This window comes from Salipiger pallidus, assembly GCF_014643635.1.
GTDB classification, from domain to species: domain Bacteria; phylum Pseudomonadota; class Alphaproteobacteria; order Rhodobacterales; family Rhodobacteraceae; genus Salipiger; species Salipiger pallidus.
In genome coordinates this window covers 13,586-28,551 of the sequence record NZ_BMJV01000004.1, presented here as the reverse complement: position 1 = coordinate 28,551, position 14,966 = coordinate 13,586, and the positions used below count along the sequence as shown (strand labels likewise).

The following is a 14,966-nucleotide window of genomic DNA, read 5'->3' as shown; positions in this document are numbered from 1 at the left end:
CAGAGCATTTGCTGGCCAATTAAGCTGAAGTGGTTTCAAAGTCCTCGGTGGCGGTTTCCTGCACGCTGCGGACCTTCGTGTTAGGCGCAACTAAACTCCGGCATCCGCCCTTCGTGTCGGCGCCTGTCATAAAGTTGCACCTTGCACAAATGTCGCTTGGGCTGACGCCCGCCAGCTGCGGCCATCAGCCCAAGCAGCTGATTTGGTCTTGGCCGCCCTAGGTGTTCAGTCCCGGCATCTGGTGGATCGGACCGAGGATGAATCTGTCTGGCTCTGAAGTCCAGGTTTTGCAGATGTATTCGTAGGGTGTGAGCCCGTTGATGGTCTTGAGGCGGCGCGCGAAGTTGAAAGCTGCCATGAAGTCCGCGAGCTGCGTGCGCAGCTGGTCGTGGCTGTCGCAATGATACCGTTTGACGGTCGCCTCCTTAATCGTGCGGTTCATCCGTTCGTCTTGTCCGTTGGTCCAAGGGTGGTTGGGTTTGGTCAGCCGGTGCTCGCTCCCGCTCGACCATTGTCCTCGGACCAATGGCGGACAAGGTCTCGCCCTCGCAGATCATGTCAAAGCGCATCGGCCGTGAATACGCGGTATTCCGGTTCCGAGGCTGCTCGGCGAGCTGAATGCCGTTGCCTGTTAGGACGGTATGGACCCGATATGGCACGGCTTCGAGCATGTGTTGCAGGAACTCCCAAGCCGTCCTTCTGTCCGCCTTCTCGACGAGCTGGGTCACGGCAAACTTGTTCGTGCGGTCGATAACGAACAGGAAGAGCTTTCCTTCGGCAGTCTGCACTCCGGCGATGTCGAAGATGCCAATCGGGTAGCTTTTGAACTTTGACCGCTTCGGCTTGTCCGCTGCCCGGCAACACATGCTTGCATGTGTGAGAGGAACCCTCGACGTCAGGCAGGCGCGAGATACCATGCCGCTGTAGACACCGGTGCAGCGCTGAGCGCGTCAGCTGCGGGATGGACGGCTTAAGGGCATAGAGGCAGTCATCAAGCGGCAGCAGCGTGTGGCGTCGAAACGCGACGATGGCCGTCTCCTGAGCCTCGGTGATGACCGTCGAATGAGGCTCTGTTGGGTCGGTCTTACGATCATCGACCGTCTGCCGTTTACGCCACTTCGCAACCGTCTTGGGATTGATCCCGAACTCCCGGCTCAACGCCGCGAGCGACGCTCGCGATTGCTGTATTGCTGCTCTGACGGCGTGCGTGCCCTCTCTGCAGATGTGCGGTGCAAATCGCCTGCCCGGTAACACTACGTGGCGCTTCCGTGACGAACCTGCCCCATAGGGAATCCTTCCATTTCCTCGAAAGGATCACACCGTCAAACCGTGGGATCAAACACCCGAAACTGCAAAGGAGGTACGGGTCGCCGCTTGCGCATCGACGCCCAGACGTCGGCGGCTTGAGGCGTGTCAGTGGGAGCCGCTGTTACAGCGGTTCGGAGATCGGCAAGCTTGTTCCCTAAGTGCGGACAATGGCCTGCTGCTGGTTCCGTGGACACAGAGTTAGGTTTGCACGGCGCGGTCCTCGAACGCCATAGGGCAGAGATAGCCCAATTTTGAGTGGCGTCGTCTCGGATTGTAGAAACGCTCGATGTAGTCGAAGACATCCGCTCGTGCTGCATTGCGGGTGCGGTAGACCTTTCTGGCGGTGCGCTCGGTCTTCAGCGATGAGAAGAAGCTCTCCATCGCCGAGTTGTCCCAGACATTGCCCGTCCGGCTCATTGAACAGGTGATGCCGTTGTCGTGCAGAAGCCGTTGGAACTGCTCGCTGGTATATTGCGATCCCTGATCGGAATGATGCAACAGCGCGTCGGCTTTCCCACGGCGCCAGACGGCCATCATCAGCGCGTCCATGACCAGCGAAGTGTCTCGGTCCGCCTTCATCGACCAGCCGACGACGCGCCGGGAGAAGAGGTCGAGCACGACCGAGACGTAGAGCCAGCCCTCGGCGGTCCAGATGTAGGTGAAGTCAGCCAGCCACTTCTGGTTCGGCCGGTCGGCCTGGAAGTCCCGGTCAAGAATGTTGTCGGCGATGACCGAGCGTTCGCCATCGTCCTTCGGCTTTCCGCGCCGCTTCGGTCGAGCCCTCATGGCGTTCTGTCGCATGAGGCGCTCGATCCGATGCAGCCCGCAGGACAGCCCGTCCTCGAGCACGTCACGCCAGATCCGGCGAGCGCCATAGGTGCGGTCGCTGGCCTTGAAGCTCTTGTCGATCTCCATGACGAGCTTCGCGTCGTAGCTCGCACGGGCGCTGATCGGTCGCTTTAGCCAAGCATGGAAGCCAGACCGGGAGACGCCCAGCACGTCGCACATCCAGCTGACCGGCCAGATATGGCGATGCTTCGCAACGAATGCGAATGTCATGTCGCTTCCCGCGCGAAGTAGGCCGCGGCCTTTTTTAGGATGTCACGCTCCGCTTTGAGCTTGGCGACCTCTTTCTTCAGGGCCGCGATCTCGGCCTGGTCTGGGCGTTGATGACCGTTGCCGGGGAACGCAGTCGCAGGCGCCACCGTCGCCTCACGCATCCAACGCCGCAGCACACTCTCTGCCAGCTCAAGATCCCGGCAAGCTTGAGAAACCGACACGCCCCGCTCGCTCACCAGCTTTACCGCCTCAATTTTAAACTCGCGGCTGAACTTCCGTCTCTTCATTTCCACTCTCCAGTTCCTTGGTCACGATCTTATCTTCGTGTCCACGAAACCGGCAGCAGGTCACAAACGCAGCAAAGCATAAGCCTCCACTTTCCGCCGCATAGAGAGCGATAGCCGGAATCTCAGGGCCGACGCTCTGAAGCGCACGACCCGCGCATGCGGACACTGCACGCTTGAGAACAAAGGTATGTCGCCGAATTGGCGTACGGCATTCCGCTCGCCAGTCTCCCTGCACCAGTAAACGCCATCCGGACGCGAAGGGTTATTCAGCCCGACATGCACACCTGCGGCAAAGGAATTGACACCTGACGATCACCTTCAAGACCATCGACGCTTCAAAAGGCTTGGTGCCTCACCAAGTTTTTCTCTTCGGCACGGATAGCCCACGCATGGCCGCAGCCGTTGCAGGCTGCCACATGACCGCCGAGCACCTCCGTACGGCAGGTCTCGATCGCCTACAAGACCTTCAGCTGGGCCAGCCTGACATGCCCAGCATTGGCCCGCCGTCAGGCGGGATCATGGTCACGGAAGATGTCGGCGATCCCCTACCCGGACTGGGCCACCCCATCCCCTGATCATCCGGGACTTCCTTTCGCGGCCCTGCACTTCAGCTTCGCCAGCATCCCGAAGGGGCTGACCGTGCCGCGGATCGTCTTGATCGCGACATGCGCGTACTGTGCCGTGTTGATCAGCTTCGCGTGCCAAGCAGCACTTGGAGACAGGTGTTATTGGCCGACCGAACGCAACCGATCCATCGCGTGTCCCACCGTGAAACCGTGCAGCATCGTCGAAAACAGTACAACGACGGCAACGACAGACCACAGCTCAGCTTGCTGCTCGATCTCTCCGTGGGAGACGGCGTAGGCGAGGTAGTAGATGGATCCGACGCCACGCACGCCGTACACTGCGACAACCAGCCGCTCACCTGTCGACAAGCCGGTTCCCGATAGACTGATCCACCCTGCGAGCGGCCGGATCCCCAGGATCAGTCCCAGAGCAACGGCAACATGGGTCCAGCTCAGGTCCGCCAGAAGCAGGGGCAGGACACTCCCGAACGCAACTAGAAGAAGCGCTGTCAGGCCATGTTCGATGGCCTCGGAAAAATCGTGAAGCCTGCGGTGAAAATCATGTTCCTTCTCGATCCGGCGCAGGGTGAAGCCCATGACAGCGACCGCGATGAAACCGTATCCTTCGACAAGCTCACTCGAACCGTAGCACAGGAACACGCCCGCCAGGGCGATCACGCCGGAGCCCGTTTCAGCGAGGGCGGCATTTCTGGGAATGTTGAACAAAACCAAGCCCAGCATCCGGCCACCAGCCCAGCCAACCAGCCCCCCGACCACGACCTTGTAGACGACATCGATGCCGACCCACTCCAGCCCCCAGGACGTCGGTGCCATCCCTTCGGCCGCCACGAACAAAGCAAGATAAACGAATGGGAAGGCGAGCCCATCGTTCAAACCCGCTTCTGTCGTCAAAGCGAAACGTACCGGACGTTCTCCCCCCTTATGCGGTGGACCCACCTGAACGTCCGATGCCAGCACAGGATCGGTCGGTGCCAGAACGGCGCCAAGCAGGATCGCACTTGCAAGAGAAAGACCCACAAGACCTGCCCCTAAGATAGCAACCGCGATGATGGTAAGAGGCATCGCGATGATCAGCAATCTCGTCGCAGGCCGCCAGAGCCGCCACGAGCCAATTTCGTCTATACGCATCCCCGCACCGAAAAGCGCAACGATCACCGCCATTTCGCTGATATGTTCCCATATCGCCGGCGCGCTGATGGGATCCGACAGTGGTGCAAACTCGGGAAACAGAAACGCGGCCCCGCCACTGAAGATCAAGATGAGAGGCGCAGCGACGGGCTCCTTCCGGGACACCAGCCGAGGCAGCCAGTAGCATAGGATGATGACCATCCCCAAGAAGGTGAGTTGAAGGTGGTAGGTCTCAAAGGCGAAGAAGGACGAAAGCTGTTCGAAAATCATGGCGCTCAGGATCGCGTTAGCGGAGCGTGACTGTAGAAAGCGCTCATAGTTTCAAAGTCCTCTGTTTGAATTCGGATGCCAACTTCAAACAGATCAACTGCTTTGGGGTTCCGCTGTAGCGTGGCAATGAGTAAAATCTCAGCTGAAGCTTTACATGCGCGGCCAGACCACGAGGCGAAGCATCTTGAAATACCGGGCGGGGGGAGGCCTCTCTCGTCGAGCCGGTCCACGGCCCGAGCGTCGCTATCTCCAAGGGGCCACCTGACCTGCTCCCCATAGTATCCGCGTTTTATAGTTCGCTCCGTCCAGGTTTTGGTCCTCTACGACCGTTGGTAATACTCCCATGGGGACAAGCCCGTGTCGGCAGGCGATGATTGTAGCGTCGCGCCAGACCGAGATGAGCTCCCGGGGATGGCGTAGGTTTTTCCGCATGGACAGTCTCCTCATTTGGAGAACAGGCTAACTTCAAACCGCGGACTTTTCAGGGGAGCACGTCAACGGGTCCAATATCGGTGGATTTCAGACGGCTATGTTGCGCAAAGCGCTTGAACCCCGGGCTATCCCAGTCCTGGACGCATTTATCCCGCTGACTGGCTCGAAGGTATGCCGAGCGCGTTGCAGCCGTTCACACCGACCTGAAGTTCGGCGACCTGATGATCGAAGTCGCGCCTGGTCAAGCTATGCCCCGGCATCTTCAAGCAGTTCATCTTAGGCTCGGTGCGGCTTCGGCGATGCCATCCGCTCCACTTTCGCCAGATGGTGCGTCCGGGGTATTTAGATGCGTGTAAGCCAGGCATCCGGTCTTGCGGGTTAACCTGCGATGCAAGTCGTTGGCTGGCTCATGCCCGGATCGGAACCCAATTCATCCAAACGTTGCTCTTCCCCTTTATCTTACACTCATTCAAAGGAGGCCTTGTATGCCTGGTCAGGAAGGCGACGCGGATCTCGTTTACGCGATTACCCATCTCAGGGAACCGCCCGACCCACCGGAATGGTGGCGCGGCGCAACATTCTACGAGGTCTATCTGCGATCATTCAATGATGCGTCCGGCGACGGGCTGGGCGATCTTCGCGGCGTGACTGAGCGGATGGATTACATCGCCTCACTCGGTGTCGACGGCATCTGGCTGACGCCTCCCTATGCCTCGCCACAGGACGACAACGGCTACGACGTGTCGGATTTCCGGGCGATCCATCCGCCATTTGGCACGATGGATGACATGAAGGCGTTAATTGCCGCCTGCCACGACAGGGGGCTGCGCATCCTGCTCGACCTCGTCATGGGGCACAGCTCGGACCGGCACCCCTGGTTCGAGGAAAGCGCTGCCTCGCGCGAGGGGGACAAGGCAGACTGGTACGTCTGGGCCGATCCCGCCCCCGATGGCGGGCCGCCCAACAACTGGATCAGTTCTTTCGGCGGACGCGCCTGGCGATGGGAGCCGCGCCGGGCGCAGTATTGCTACCGCCCCTTCCTGCGCAGCCAGCCTGCGCTCAACCTCGCCAACCAGCAGGTGATGGCCGAGATGCTGGACGTGATGCGTTTCTGGTTGGACCTTGGTATCGATGGCTTCCGACTGGACGCGATCCAGTGCCTCTCCTTCGACACGGCGCTGCGGTCGAACCCACCGGCGCGGGATGCCGACAACCCCTCGGTCGGGGGCGGGCCGAACAACCCCTTCAAGGGACAGATGCACCTCTTTGATCGAGATGTGCCCGAGGCACTTCCCCTGCTGCATCACATCCGCCGTGTGGCCGACGAATACGACCCGCCGCGCGCGCTCATCGGCGAGCTCGCTGATGTGGACAGCTCACGTCTGGCGCCGAAGTACACCGTGGGCGACGATCGCCTGCATGCGGTCTACGATTTCGACCTCATCAATCGTGGCGAGACGATCTGGGACTGGAGGCGCATGCTCGACATCCGCTCGCGCTACCTCGTACCGGGGGCAAGCCTGAACGTCTTCACCAACCATGACAGCCCACGCGCGGTCTCGAACCTGATGCCCGAGGCATGCGCCGCCGGACGCAGCGCCGAGGCGGCGAAGATGCTTTTGTTCCTGCAAGCCACGCTCTCGGGGGGTATGATCCTGTTCCAGGGGGAAGAGTTGGGGCTCGAGCAGCCCGACCTTTCGCTGGACGAGATCACCGACCCTTGGGCGAAAGCCCTCTGGCCGGATTTCGAGGGACGCGACGGCGTGCGATGCCCCATCCCGTGGGAGGAGGACGCTGCCTCCGCCGGGTTTTCCGACGCGGACACGCCCTGGAAACGGGCCCGCGACGGGCAACGCGCCATGGCGGTCGATGTGCAGGAGGCAGACCCCGCGTCGGTCCTGCGCTGCACCCGGGACCTGCTGGCCTGGCGACGCAGCCTCCCCATGCTGCGCATCGCACGCGAGGTCACTTTGCATGACCTGCCCGGGAACGTCATCGGCTATCGCCGCGAGCATGGCGAGACGCACCTCAATTGCTACGTTAACTTCGGCCTAGGCTCCGAAAAGATCACACTTCCGCAAGCCGGGCTGAACGCTCTGTTTGCCAGCGGTGCGGCGACGGTGGAGGCTGACGAGCTCACCCTCGGCGGCCTCGGCGCGGTCGCGCTGGCCTGACTCATCCAAGACGACAGACAAGGAGAGGACATCATGCCCCTTCCCCAACGCTCGATCTCCGCCCCGGCAGCCGCCCGAGAGCAGCGTGAGATGTGGTGGCACCGAGCCACCGGCTACCAGATCTACCCACGCAGCTTTGCCGACAGCAATGGCGACGGTGTCGGCGACATTCCCGGCATCATCTCGCGGCTCGGGCATCTGGCAGACCTCGGGATCGGCTTCATCTGGCTTTCGCCGGTCTACGCCTCGCCGATGGTCGACAACGGCTATGACATCGCCGACTACCGTGCCATCGCCCCCGAGTATGGCACGCTGGAGGATATGGACCGCCTGATCGCCGAGGCCCGCGAGCGCGGCATCGGCATCGTCATGGATCTCGTCGTCAACCACAGCTCATCGTTGCATGACTGGTTCCGCGCGGCGCGCGCTTCCCGCGAGGCACCCGAGCACGATTATTATATCTGGCGTGACGCAGCTCCGGACGGCGGCCCTCCCGATGATCAGCAGGCTGCCTTCGGTGGGCCGGCCTGGTCTTGGGTCGAAGAGGTGGGCCGGTATTACTTCCACTATTTCAGCCCTGCACAGCCTGACCTGAACTGGGCCAACCCGGCGCTTCGAGCCGAAATCTACGACATGATGCGCTGGTGGCTGGATCGCGGCATCGCGGGGTTCCGGATGGATGTCATCAGTCTCATCGGCAAGGATGTCGATGCGCGCGTCTACGAAGAAGGCCCATCCCTGCACGACCATCTTCAGGAAATGCACCGCGAGGTGCTGGCGGGCCGGGATATCGTGACCATAGGCGAAAGTTGGTCGGTGTCTCCTGAAACCGGTTTGCTTTATTGCGGTCGCGACCGGAGGGAACTCGACATGGTGTTCGAGTTCAGCCACATCCGGGAAGGCTGGGACCCTGAACGCGGCAAGTTCGCACCCCGACCATTCGACTTGCGCGGGTTCAAGCGCGAGCTGTTCGCCTGGCAGGATCTGACGCGGCATGACGGCTGGACTTCGCTGTTCCTGAGCAACCATGACCTACCGCGACAAGTCTCGTTCTACGCCGACGACGGCCCCTACCGCCGCGAGGCCGCAAAAATGCTTGCGACCGTGCTGCATCTGCTGAAGGGCACCCCGTTCATCTACCAGGGCGAAGAGATCGGCATGACGAATGCCCCCTTCGAGCGCATCGACCAATACCGCGATCTCGAGACGCTGAACCATTTCGAGGCACAGATCGCGGCGGGCGTGCCGCTTGAAGAGTTTATCGCCGGGGCGCGGCGCAACAGCCGCGACAATTCCCGCACTCCAATGCAATGGAGCCCAGGGCCGCACGCCGGGTTTACCACCGGCACGCCATGGATCGAGGTGAACCCCAACGCCTCAGAAATCAATGTCGAACAGGACAGTGCGCAGCCGGACGGTATCCTTGCTCACTATCGCAAGCTGGTCGCCCTGCGCCGAGAGCGCGACATCGTGGCCTTCGGTGAGACCGAGCCCTTCCTTGCAAACAGTCCTGCGGTCATGGCTTACCAGCGCCGCCTTGGCGCTCAGAGGCTGGTGGTGCTGGGCAACTTCACCGGTCAAGAGCAGGAGGTCGAACTGCCCGATGGTGTCGAGGGAGCGGGGACCTGCCTTGTCGCCTCGCACGGCGAGCGGCATCACATCCCCCGGCAGCTGCAGCTGGCCCCCTATGAAAGCCTCGCAGTGCTGATCGGCTGAGCCTTGGGGCCGCAAGGCCCTGCCCCGCGGGCCTGCTAGGTCAGGCCCGCGACACCGGGCGCGTGGGACTTATTGCTCCCCTACCGCGAGCCGGTTCTGTACGCTGAGCACTCCGGGCACGGAACGGGCGATACCTGCTGCCAGCGTGCGCTGAAATTCCAGTGCCACTGCCCCGTCCATTTCCACGACACTGCCAGACACGCGGATCGAAATCCGCTGGCCCTCGAGTCTGCCATCTGCCGCAAGTGCCTGTTCAACCTCGTGGGTAAGACCGGCGTCGGTGGCAGGCTCTCCGCCGGGGACGGGAACGGCGGCCTCAGGCTCCATGGGCTGACGTACCCCGTGATAGCCGCCGGGGCGATCCGGCTCTGCGCGTTCTGAAAAGACCGTACGCTCTTCGTTTTTCTCAGGCTCTGACATGGGTCCTCCGTTGAAGATCTTGTCGCTGCGGGCGGTGCCCTTATGAAAGCCAACCAACAACGGCGGCAGACGTTCCGAGCGGCCGCAGCCAATGCGGGAACTGCTGGGCAGCTCCTCGCGTTAAGGCCCTAACACAGGGGGTCTCGCACCGCGTCACCTCGCGGCCAGCCAACAATACCTCCCGGCCAGCCAACAATGCCGCCCGTGCGACCATGGGAAGTGCTGCCGCTGCCACCCGGCCCGGAAGCACCGCCGAAACACCAGCCCGGGCTCATGCCAGAAGGGCCTGAAGAGCCCAGCACCCCGAAATTCCGGCCGGCCCTATGCCGGCTCGACAGGAGGATTTGATGCCAGATGTCGATACACGCCTTACCACCATCGAGGCCCGCCTGATCGCCCATCGCAAGCTGCTCGCCCGGCTCGTGGACTTGCTGGGGCCGGCGGAAAAGGACGCGCTGACCGCCTGGATCGAAGATCGCGAAGTCCTGAGAGACGGGCAAGAAGACCCTGCGGCGCTGCCCACCGAGGTCGCGGCTCTGCCTCTTGGGATCGCCGAGGAATTCCGGGAAATTCGTGCTCTTGTCGACCGGCGTGACCCGCACAACTAAGCCAGCCCGCCCGTCTCGGGCTAAGCAACAGGTTCGCAACCCTGAATGTATTTGATAATCATCTTTGCCACCCTAGGGTCAAAAGGCACGCAAGAGAGCATTCGCTTGCAAGTGCCGGCCCCGGGGTGACGCACCCCTCGCGCCGTGCTTGCCAACCCCTTGGGAGAGGCAGACGCGATGAGCCATCCAACCTATCTGAACACCACGCGCCGGGGCTTTCTCGGCGGCACTGCCGCCGCATCGGCACTTGCCCTCGGGGACCGTGCCCAGGCACAGGACGCGCCTCCGCTGGAAGAGTACACCCCAGAGTACCTGAGCGCGGCCGAATGGGCCTTTGTCATGGCCGCCACCGCGCGGATCATCCCTTCGGACGGCGCCGGGCCGGGCGCGATCGAGACCCGGGTGCCGGTCTTCATCGACCTGCAGCTGGCCGGGGATTTCGGCAATGCCGCCGACCTATACATGGAAGGCCCGTTCAAACCGGACGCCCCAGACACGCTCGGCCCGCAAAGCCCGCTGACCCCCGCCGAGATCTACCGCGGCGCCATTGAGCGCATCGATGCCGCCTGCACCGATGAGTACGGCAACGTCTTTGCCGATCTTGACCCCACCCAGCAGGACGAGGTGCTGAGCGCCCTCGAGGAAGGCCCGTCGACCAGCGGCAACACCCCCGACATGGCCGAGGATGCCGGCGGCGGCGCCCCCAACACGGACGGCAGCACCGCCTTCGGCCTCACGCCCGAGCTCAAGGAGTTCTTCTCGCTGCTCGTGCAGAATACCAAGGAAGGCTATTTCGCCGACCCGATGTACGGCGGCAACGCGGACATGGCTGCTTGGAGCTACATCGGCTTCCCCGGTGCGCGGGGCAGCTACGCCGAATGGGTCGGACGCGAGGAAGACTACCCGCTCGGCCCCGTCTCCATCTCCGGCGAAAGGGCATAAGCCATGGCAAGAACCGATACGAAACGCGACGTGGTCATTGTCGGCCTCGGCTGGACCGGTGCCATCGCTGGGATCGAACTGGCCAAGGAAGGCCTCGACATCCTCGCGCTGGAACGCGGGCCGGACCGGTCCACCGTGCCCGACTTCAAATATCCCGATGTCATCGACGAGCTGCGCTTCGGCATCCGCTACGGCTATATGCAGCGCCCCAAGAAATCCACGCTGACCATCCGCCGCAGCCTAGACGAAGAAGCCATGCCCTACCGGCGGCTCGGCTCTTTCCTGCCCGGTGATGGCGTGGGAGGCGCAGGCATCCACTGGAACGGCCAGACCTGGCGCCCGCAGGCGCAGGAGTACCGCCTGCGGACCTATGTCGAGGAGACCTTCGGCGCCGATGCCATCCCCGAGGACATGACCATTCAGGACTGGGGCGTCACCGCCGAGGAGCTGGAGCCCTACTATGACCGGTTCGAATACATGGCCGGGATTTCCGGTCAGGCCGGCGTGGTGAACGGCGAGACGATCGAGGGCGGCAACCCCTTTGAGCCGAACCGGTCCCGCGACTACCCGCTGCCGCCACTGGCCCAGCAGCCCGACAGCCTGCATTTCGCCGACGTAGCGCGGCAGATGGGGTATCACCCCTTCCCGCGCCCGGCCGCCAATGCCTCGGCCCCGCATGTGAACGAATACGGGATGCAGCTGGGCCCCTGCAATTACTGCGGGTTCTGCGCGCGCTATGGCTGCCTGAACTATTCGAAATCCTCGCCGCAGACCTGCGTCCTGGACGCGCTGAAGCGCTATGAAAACTTCAACTACCGGGTGAATTCCGAGGTGCTGCGCGTCAACCTCGCCGAGGACGGTCAGACCGCGACCGGCGTCACCTATTGGGATGCCGAGGCCGAGGAAGAGGTGACCCAGCCCGCCGATATCGTGATCCTCGCCGCCTACTCGATCCACAACGTCCACCTGATGCTGCTGTCGGGGATCGGCGAGCCCTACAATCCGCAGACCGGTACCGGCACCACGGGCAAGAACTACAGCTACCAGATGAACGGCGGCACCACGATGTTCTTCAACGACCGCCAGTTCAATCCCTTCGTGGCGGCGGGCTCGTCTGGCATGTCGATCAACGATTTCGGCATGGAACAGATCGACTACGCCGCAGAAGGCTTCATCGGCGGCAGCTACATGACCTGCGGCCATTCCAACGGCCAGCCCATTCGCGGCATCGCGGTGCCCGAGGGCACGCCGAACTGGGGCGCGGACTGGAAGCAGGCGGTTGGCGAACACTACGGCCATTCGACATCGCTCGGCTCGCACGGGTCGAACATGTCGTACCGGGATTGCTATCTCGATCTCGACCCGACGTATACCGACCCGCATGGCCGTCCCCTGCTGCGCTTGACCTTCGATTGGAAGGACAACGACATCCGCATGACCCAGTTCATGCGCCAGCGCATCGAGGAGATCGTCGAGGCCATGGAGCCCGACAGCTGGCAGTCGAGCTACAAGGAAGACGGTGCCACCTACGACGTGCGCCCCTACCAGACGACCCACAACGTCGGCGGCGCGATCATGGGGGAGAGCCCGCAGACCTCTTCGATCAACCGCTTCCAGCAGGCGTGGGGGCAACACAACGTCTTCGTGCTTGGCGCGTCCTCCTTCCCGCAGAACATCCAATACAACCCGACCGGCGCGGTGGGGGCACTGGCCTACTGGACGACCGACGCCATCGTGAACCAATACCTGCCGAACCCAGGGCCCCTGGTCTGAGGAGATGACATCATGAAGACCTTCCTTCGCATTCTCGGCGCGCTGGTGATCGTCGGCGTCGTCGCCCTTCTCGTGTTCATCTTCTGGCCGGTGTCACGCAGCGCTCCGACGCAGGTGGCCGCCAACGCTCCGGAACCGGCGGAACACGGCGAATACGCGATGCGCCTCGCCGATTGCGCGGCCTGCCATACCGCCGAGGGGGGCGAGCCCTTCGCCGGTGGGCGGCCCATCGAAAGTCCGGTGGGCACCATCTACTCGGCCAACATCACCCCGGACCCCGAAACCGGCATCGGTGGCTGGACCCTGGCCGAGTTCCGCGGCGCGCTGATTGACGGGCTCGACGAGGAGGGGCACCATCTCTATCCGGCGATGCCCTATACCAATTACCGCGGGCTGACCGAAACCGACATTGCGGGGCTGTACCACTACTTCATCGAAGATCTCGAGCCGGTGCGCAACGAAGTGCCCGCGAATGACCTGCCCTTCCCCTTCGACCAGCGTTGGGGCCTGCGGGCCTGGAAATGGGTTGCAATGCCCGACGTCGGCTTTGCTTCAGGTGCAACCTCGGACGATCCGATCGAACGCGGTGCGTATCTTGTCGAAGGTCCGGGTCATTGCGGCGCTTGCCACAGCCCGCGCAACACGCTCTTCGTGCAGGACGGCTATACCGCCAGCGATGCCGGCTTCCTGACCGGTGGCGTCATCGCGGGCTGGACCGCCCCCGCCCTGCGCGGAGAGGACAGCGCCATCGCCGGCTGGACCGCCGAAGAGGTCGCGCAGATCCTCGGCACCGGGCGCAACGCCCACGCGGCGATCAACGGGGAGATGGCGCTGGTGGTCGAGGACAGCACGCAATACCTGACTGCCGATGACCTCATGGCGGTATCTCAGTACTTGGTTGGCCTTGACGGGAACGGCGCGAATAGGGGGCAGGAGCAAGGAACGCCTTCCGGCGGCCTTGCAGAACGTCTGTTGGACGATCCTGCAACCCAGACCGAACGGATCCTTGCGTCTGCGGATCCCGGCATGCCCGAGGGCGCGCGGCTCTACCTGGACAATTGCGGGGCTTGCCATTTCGTCGACGGCAAGGGGGCGGACGAAGTCTTTCCCGAGCTCGACGGGAGCTCGATCGTCCAAGCTGGAGAGCCCACCGGCCTCATCTCGATGATCCTTCACGGCGGTGCCCTGCCCTCGACCGAGGCGCGCCCCTACGCCCTGCGCATGCCGGGTTTTGCAGACCGTCTTTCCGACGACGAGGTGGCTACCCTCGCCAGCTTCCTGCGGACCGCCTGGAACAACGAGGCATCTGGAACTGTCGAGGCAGGCGCCGTTGCGGATATGCGCTCCGAAGAAGGCGGCTGACCATCGCTGTCGCGGGCCGCTGTCATGAAGCGGCCCGCCATGACACCTGCGATCTCAGCATGATGTCTCGCGTGAGGCGGGGAAGTAAATGAAGATCGGAGGCGTGGGGCGTTTGTCGGGATAACCTCTTTTGTTCTGCGACGCCCAAGCGGCAGACCGATGCTTGGGCAAGTTGATGAACTTGGATAGCGCGCTAGGTGCCCAGCTCAGACCGCGAAGGAGACGCAGATGGACTGGTCCGACATGTTCTTTCAGGGATGGAACGGGATCATTCGCACGCTGGTTGTGGGCACGCTGGCCTATGCGTTCTTGGTGGTCTCACTGCGCGTTTCGGGCAAGCGCACGCTCGCCAAGCTGAATGCGTTCGACCTTGTCGTGACGGTGGCGTTCGGTTCGACCCTCGCGTCGATCCTTCTGAGCGAGGACGTGGCGCTGGCCGAGGGCGTAACGGCGCTCATTTTGCTGATCGCACTGCAATACGGAGTGACAACCTTGTCGGTGCATTCGCGCAAGTTTGCCCGGGTGGTGCGGGCCGAACCGGCCTTGCTGCTGCGCGACGGCGAACCGTTGCCCGACGCCATGCGCCGCGCTCGCGTGACCCATGAAGAGCTGGAGGCCGTCGTGCGCACCGCAGGCCACCCGGACCTCATGGATGCCTCGGCCGTGATCTTGGAGTCTGATGGGTCGTTCTCGGTAATCGGCACGTCGACGGAAGGCGCGCAGGCGACGCGCATGTAAAACCCGGTCCCGGCTTGGACGTGGCGTCCTCGCGTGTAGGGGGCGTTTCAAACGAAAGAAATGACGGATGTGGTGCCTAAGTCGCTCTCAAGACGGCGGCTTTAGGCCAATGCCCCCATCGTTGCTCGTGAAGGCACGGCAGGGATGAGAACGCGCGCTCTC

Annotated in this window: 10 protein-coding genes and 3 pseudogenes; 7 read left to right on the top strand and 6 right to left on the bottom strand. The window is 62.7% G+C overall.

What is annotated here, in order from left to right; translation table 11 throughout:
- Window positions 1-217 precede the first annotated feature (217 nt).
- The 5 genes and pseudogenes from IEX41_RS10240 to IEX41_RS21500 form a co-directional block, all read right to left on the bottom strand.
- Window positions 218-1,286: pseudogene (locus IEX41_RS10240) on the bottom strand (integrase core domain-containing protein).
- Window positions 1,287-1,506: 220 nt separating this feature from the next.
- Window positions 1,507-2,654, bottom strand: a protein-coding gene (locus IEX41_RS10235) for an IS3 family transposase (RefSeq protein ID WP_188790162.1) whose coding sequence is annotated in 2 segments (ribosomal slippage) — window positions 1,507-2,405 and window positions 2,405-2,654 — 1,149 coding nt in all. Because the reading frame shifts where the segments join, the coding sequence is not laid out codon by codon here.
- Between the two features lie 389 nt (window positions 2,655-3,043).
- Window positions 3,044-3,196: pseudogene (locus IEX41_RS22030) on the bottom strand (transposase zinc-binding domain-containing protein); the annotation flags it as partial.
- A 183-nt stretch (window positions 3,197-3,379) separates the two neighbouring features.
- Window positions 3,380-4,639, bottom strand: a complete 1,260-nt coding sequence (locus IEX41_RS10225) for a cation:proton antiporter (RefSeq protein WP_188790160.1) — start codon at window positions 4,637-4,639, stop codon at window positions 3,380-3,382.
- A 578-nt stretch (window positions 4,640-5,217) separates the two neighbouring features.
- Window positions 5,218-5,439 (bottom strand): annotated as a pseudogene (locus tag IEX41_RS21500) (IS5/IS1182 family transposase); the annotation flags it as partial.
- Window positions 5,440-5,556: 117 nt separating this feature from the next.
- On the opposite strand from IEX41_RS21500, the gene IEX41_RS10220 reads away from it, so the two are divergent.
- Both IEX41_RS10220 and IEX41_RS10215 read left to right on the top strand, forming a co-directional pair.
- Window positions 5,557-7,245: an alpha-amylase family glycosyl hydrolase gene (locus IEX41_RS10220; RefSeq protein WP_188790159.1), complete on the top strand. Its 1,689-nt coding sequence runs from the start codon at window positions 5,557-5,559 to the stop codon at window positions 7,243-7,245.
- A gap of 33 nt (window positions 7,246-7,278) precedes the next feature.
- Window positions 7,279-8,961: a glycoside hydrolase family 13 protein gene (locus IEX41_RS10215; protein ID WP_229673138.1), complete on the top strand. Its 1,683-nt coding sequence runs from the start codon at window positions 7,279-7,281 to the stop codon at window positions 8,959-8,961.
- A gap of 69 nt (window positions 8,962-9,030) precedes the next feature.
- Here the strand turns inward: IEX41_RS10215 and IEX41_RS10210 are convergent, their stop codons facing one another.
- Window positions 9,031-9,381 carry a BON domain-containing protein gene (locus IEX41_RS10210; protein WP_188790158.1) on the bottom strand — a complete coding sequence of 117 codons (351 nt, stop codon included), beginning with the start codon at window positions 9,379-9,381 and terminating at the stop codon, window positions 9,031-9,033.
- A 347-nt stretch (window positions 9,382-9,728) separates the two neighbouring features.
- Between IEX41_RS10210 and IEX41_RS10205 the strand changes: the two genes are divergently transcribed.
- The 5 genes from IEX41_RS10205 to IEX41_RS10185 all read left to right on the top strand — a co-directional run bounded on the left by IEX41_RS10205 (window position 9,729) and on the right by IEX41_RS10185 (window position 14,804).
- Window positions 9,729-9,989: a hypothetical protein gene (locus IEX41_RS10205; protein ID WP_188790157.1), complete on the top strand. Its 261-nt coding sequence runs from the start codon at window positions 9,729-9,731 to the stop codon at window positions 9,987-9,989.
- Window positions 9,990-10,166: 177 nt separating this feature from the next.
- Window positions 10,167-10,931, top strand: coding sequence for a gluconate 2-dehydrogenase subunit 3 family protein (locus IEX41_RS10200; RefSeq protein ID WP_188790156.1), 765 nt, complete (start codon window positions 10,167-10,169; stop codon window positions 10,929-10,931).
- 3 nt (window positions 10,932-10,934) lie between these two features.
- Window positions 10,935-12,704 (top strand): GMC family oxidoreductase, encoded by a 1,770-nt coding sequence (locus IEX41_RS10195; RefSeq protein WP_188790155.1) that lies wholly within the window; start codon window positions 10,935-10,937, stop codon window positions 12,702-12,704.
- 12 nt (window positions 12,705-12,716) lie between these two features.
- On the top strand, window positions 12,717-14,066 hold the full coding sequence (locus IEX41_RS10190; protein ID WP_188790154.1) for a cytochrome c: 1,350 nt from the start codon (window positions 12,717-12,719) through the stop codon (window positions 14,064-14,066).
- A gap of 228 nt (window positions 14,067-14,294) precedes the next feature.
- Window positions 14,295-14,804: a DUF421 domain-containing protein gene (locus tag IEX41_RS10185; RefSeq protein ID WP_188790153.1), complete on the top strand. Its 510-nt coding sequence runs from the start codon at window positions 14,295-14,297 to the stop codon at window positions 14,802-14,804.
- The last annotated feature ends 162 nt before the right edge of the window (window positions 14,805-14,966 follow it).

What these genes read in the sequence shown, in the direction of transcription:
- IEX41_RS10200 (WP_188790156.1), top strand. Translation starts at nt 10,167, where the DNA reads ATGAGCCATCCAACCTATCTGAACACCACGCGCCGGGGCTTTCTCGGC.
- IEX41_RS10185 (WP_188790153.1), top strand. Translation starts at nt 14,295, where the DNA reads ATGGACTGGTCCGACATGTTCTTTCAGGGATGGAACGGGATCATTCGC.
- IEX41_RS10215 (WP_229673138.1), top strand. Translation starts at nt 7,279, where the DNA reads ATGCCCCTTCCCCAACGCTCGATCTCCGCCCCGGCAGCCGCCCGAGAG.
- IEX41_RS10190 (WP_188790154.1), top strand. Translation starts at nt 12,717, where the DNA reads ATGAAGACCTTCCTTCGCATTCTCGGCGCGCTGGTGATCGTCGGCGTC.
- IEX41_RS10205 (WP_188790157.1), top strand. Translation starts at nt 9,729, where the DNA reads ATGCCAGATGTCGATACACGCCTTACCACCATCGAGGCCCGCCTGATC.
- IEX41_RS10195 (WP_188790155.1), top strand. Translation starts at nt 10,935, where the DNA reads ATGGCAAGAACCGATACGAAACGCGACGTGGTCATTGTCGGCCTCGGC.
- IEX41_RS10220 (WP_188790159.1), top strand. Translation starts at nt 5,557, where the DNA reads ATGCCTGGTCAGGAAGGCGACGCGGATCTCGTTTACGCGATTACCCAT.
- IEX41_RS10210 (WP_188790158.1), bottom strand. Translation starts at nt 9,381, where the DNA reads ATGTCAGAGCCTGAGAAAAACGAAGAGCGTACGGTCTTTTCAGAACGC.
- IEX41_RS10225 (WP_188790160.1), bottom strand. Translation starts at nt 4,639, where the DNA reads ATGATTTTCGAACAGCTTTCGTCCTTCTTCGCCTTTGAGACCTACCAC.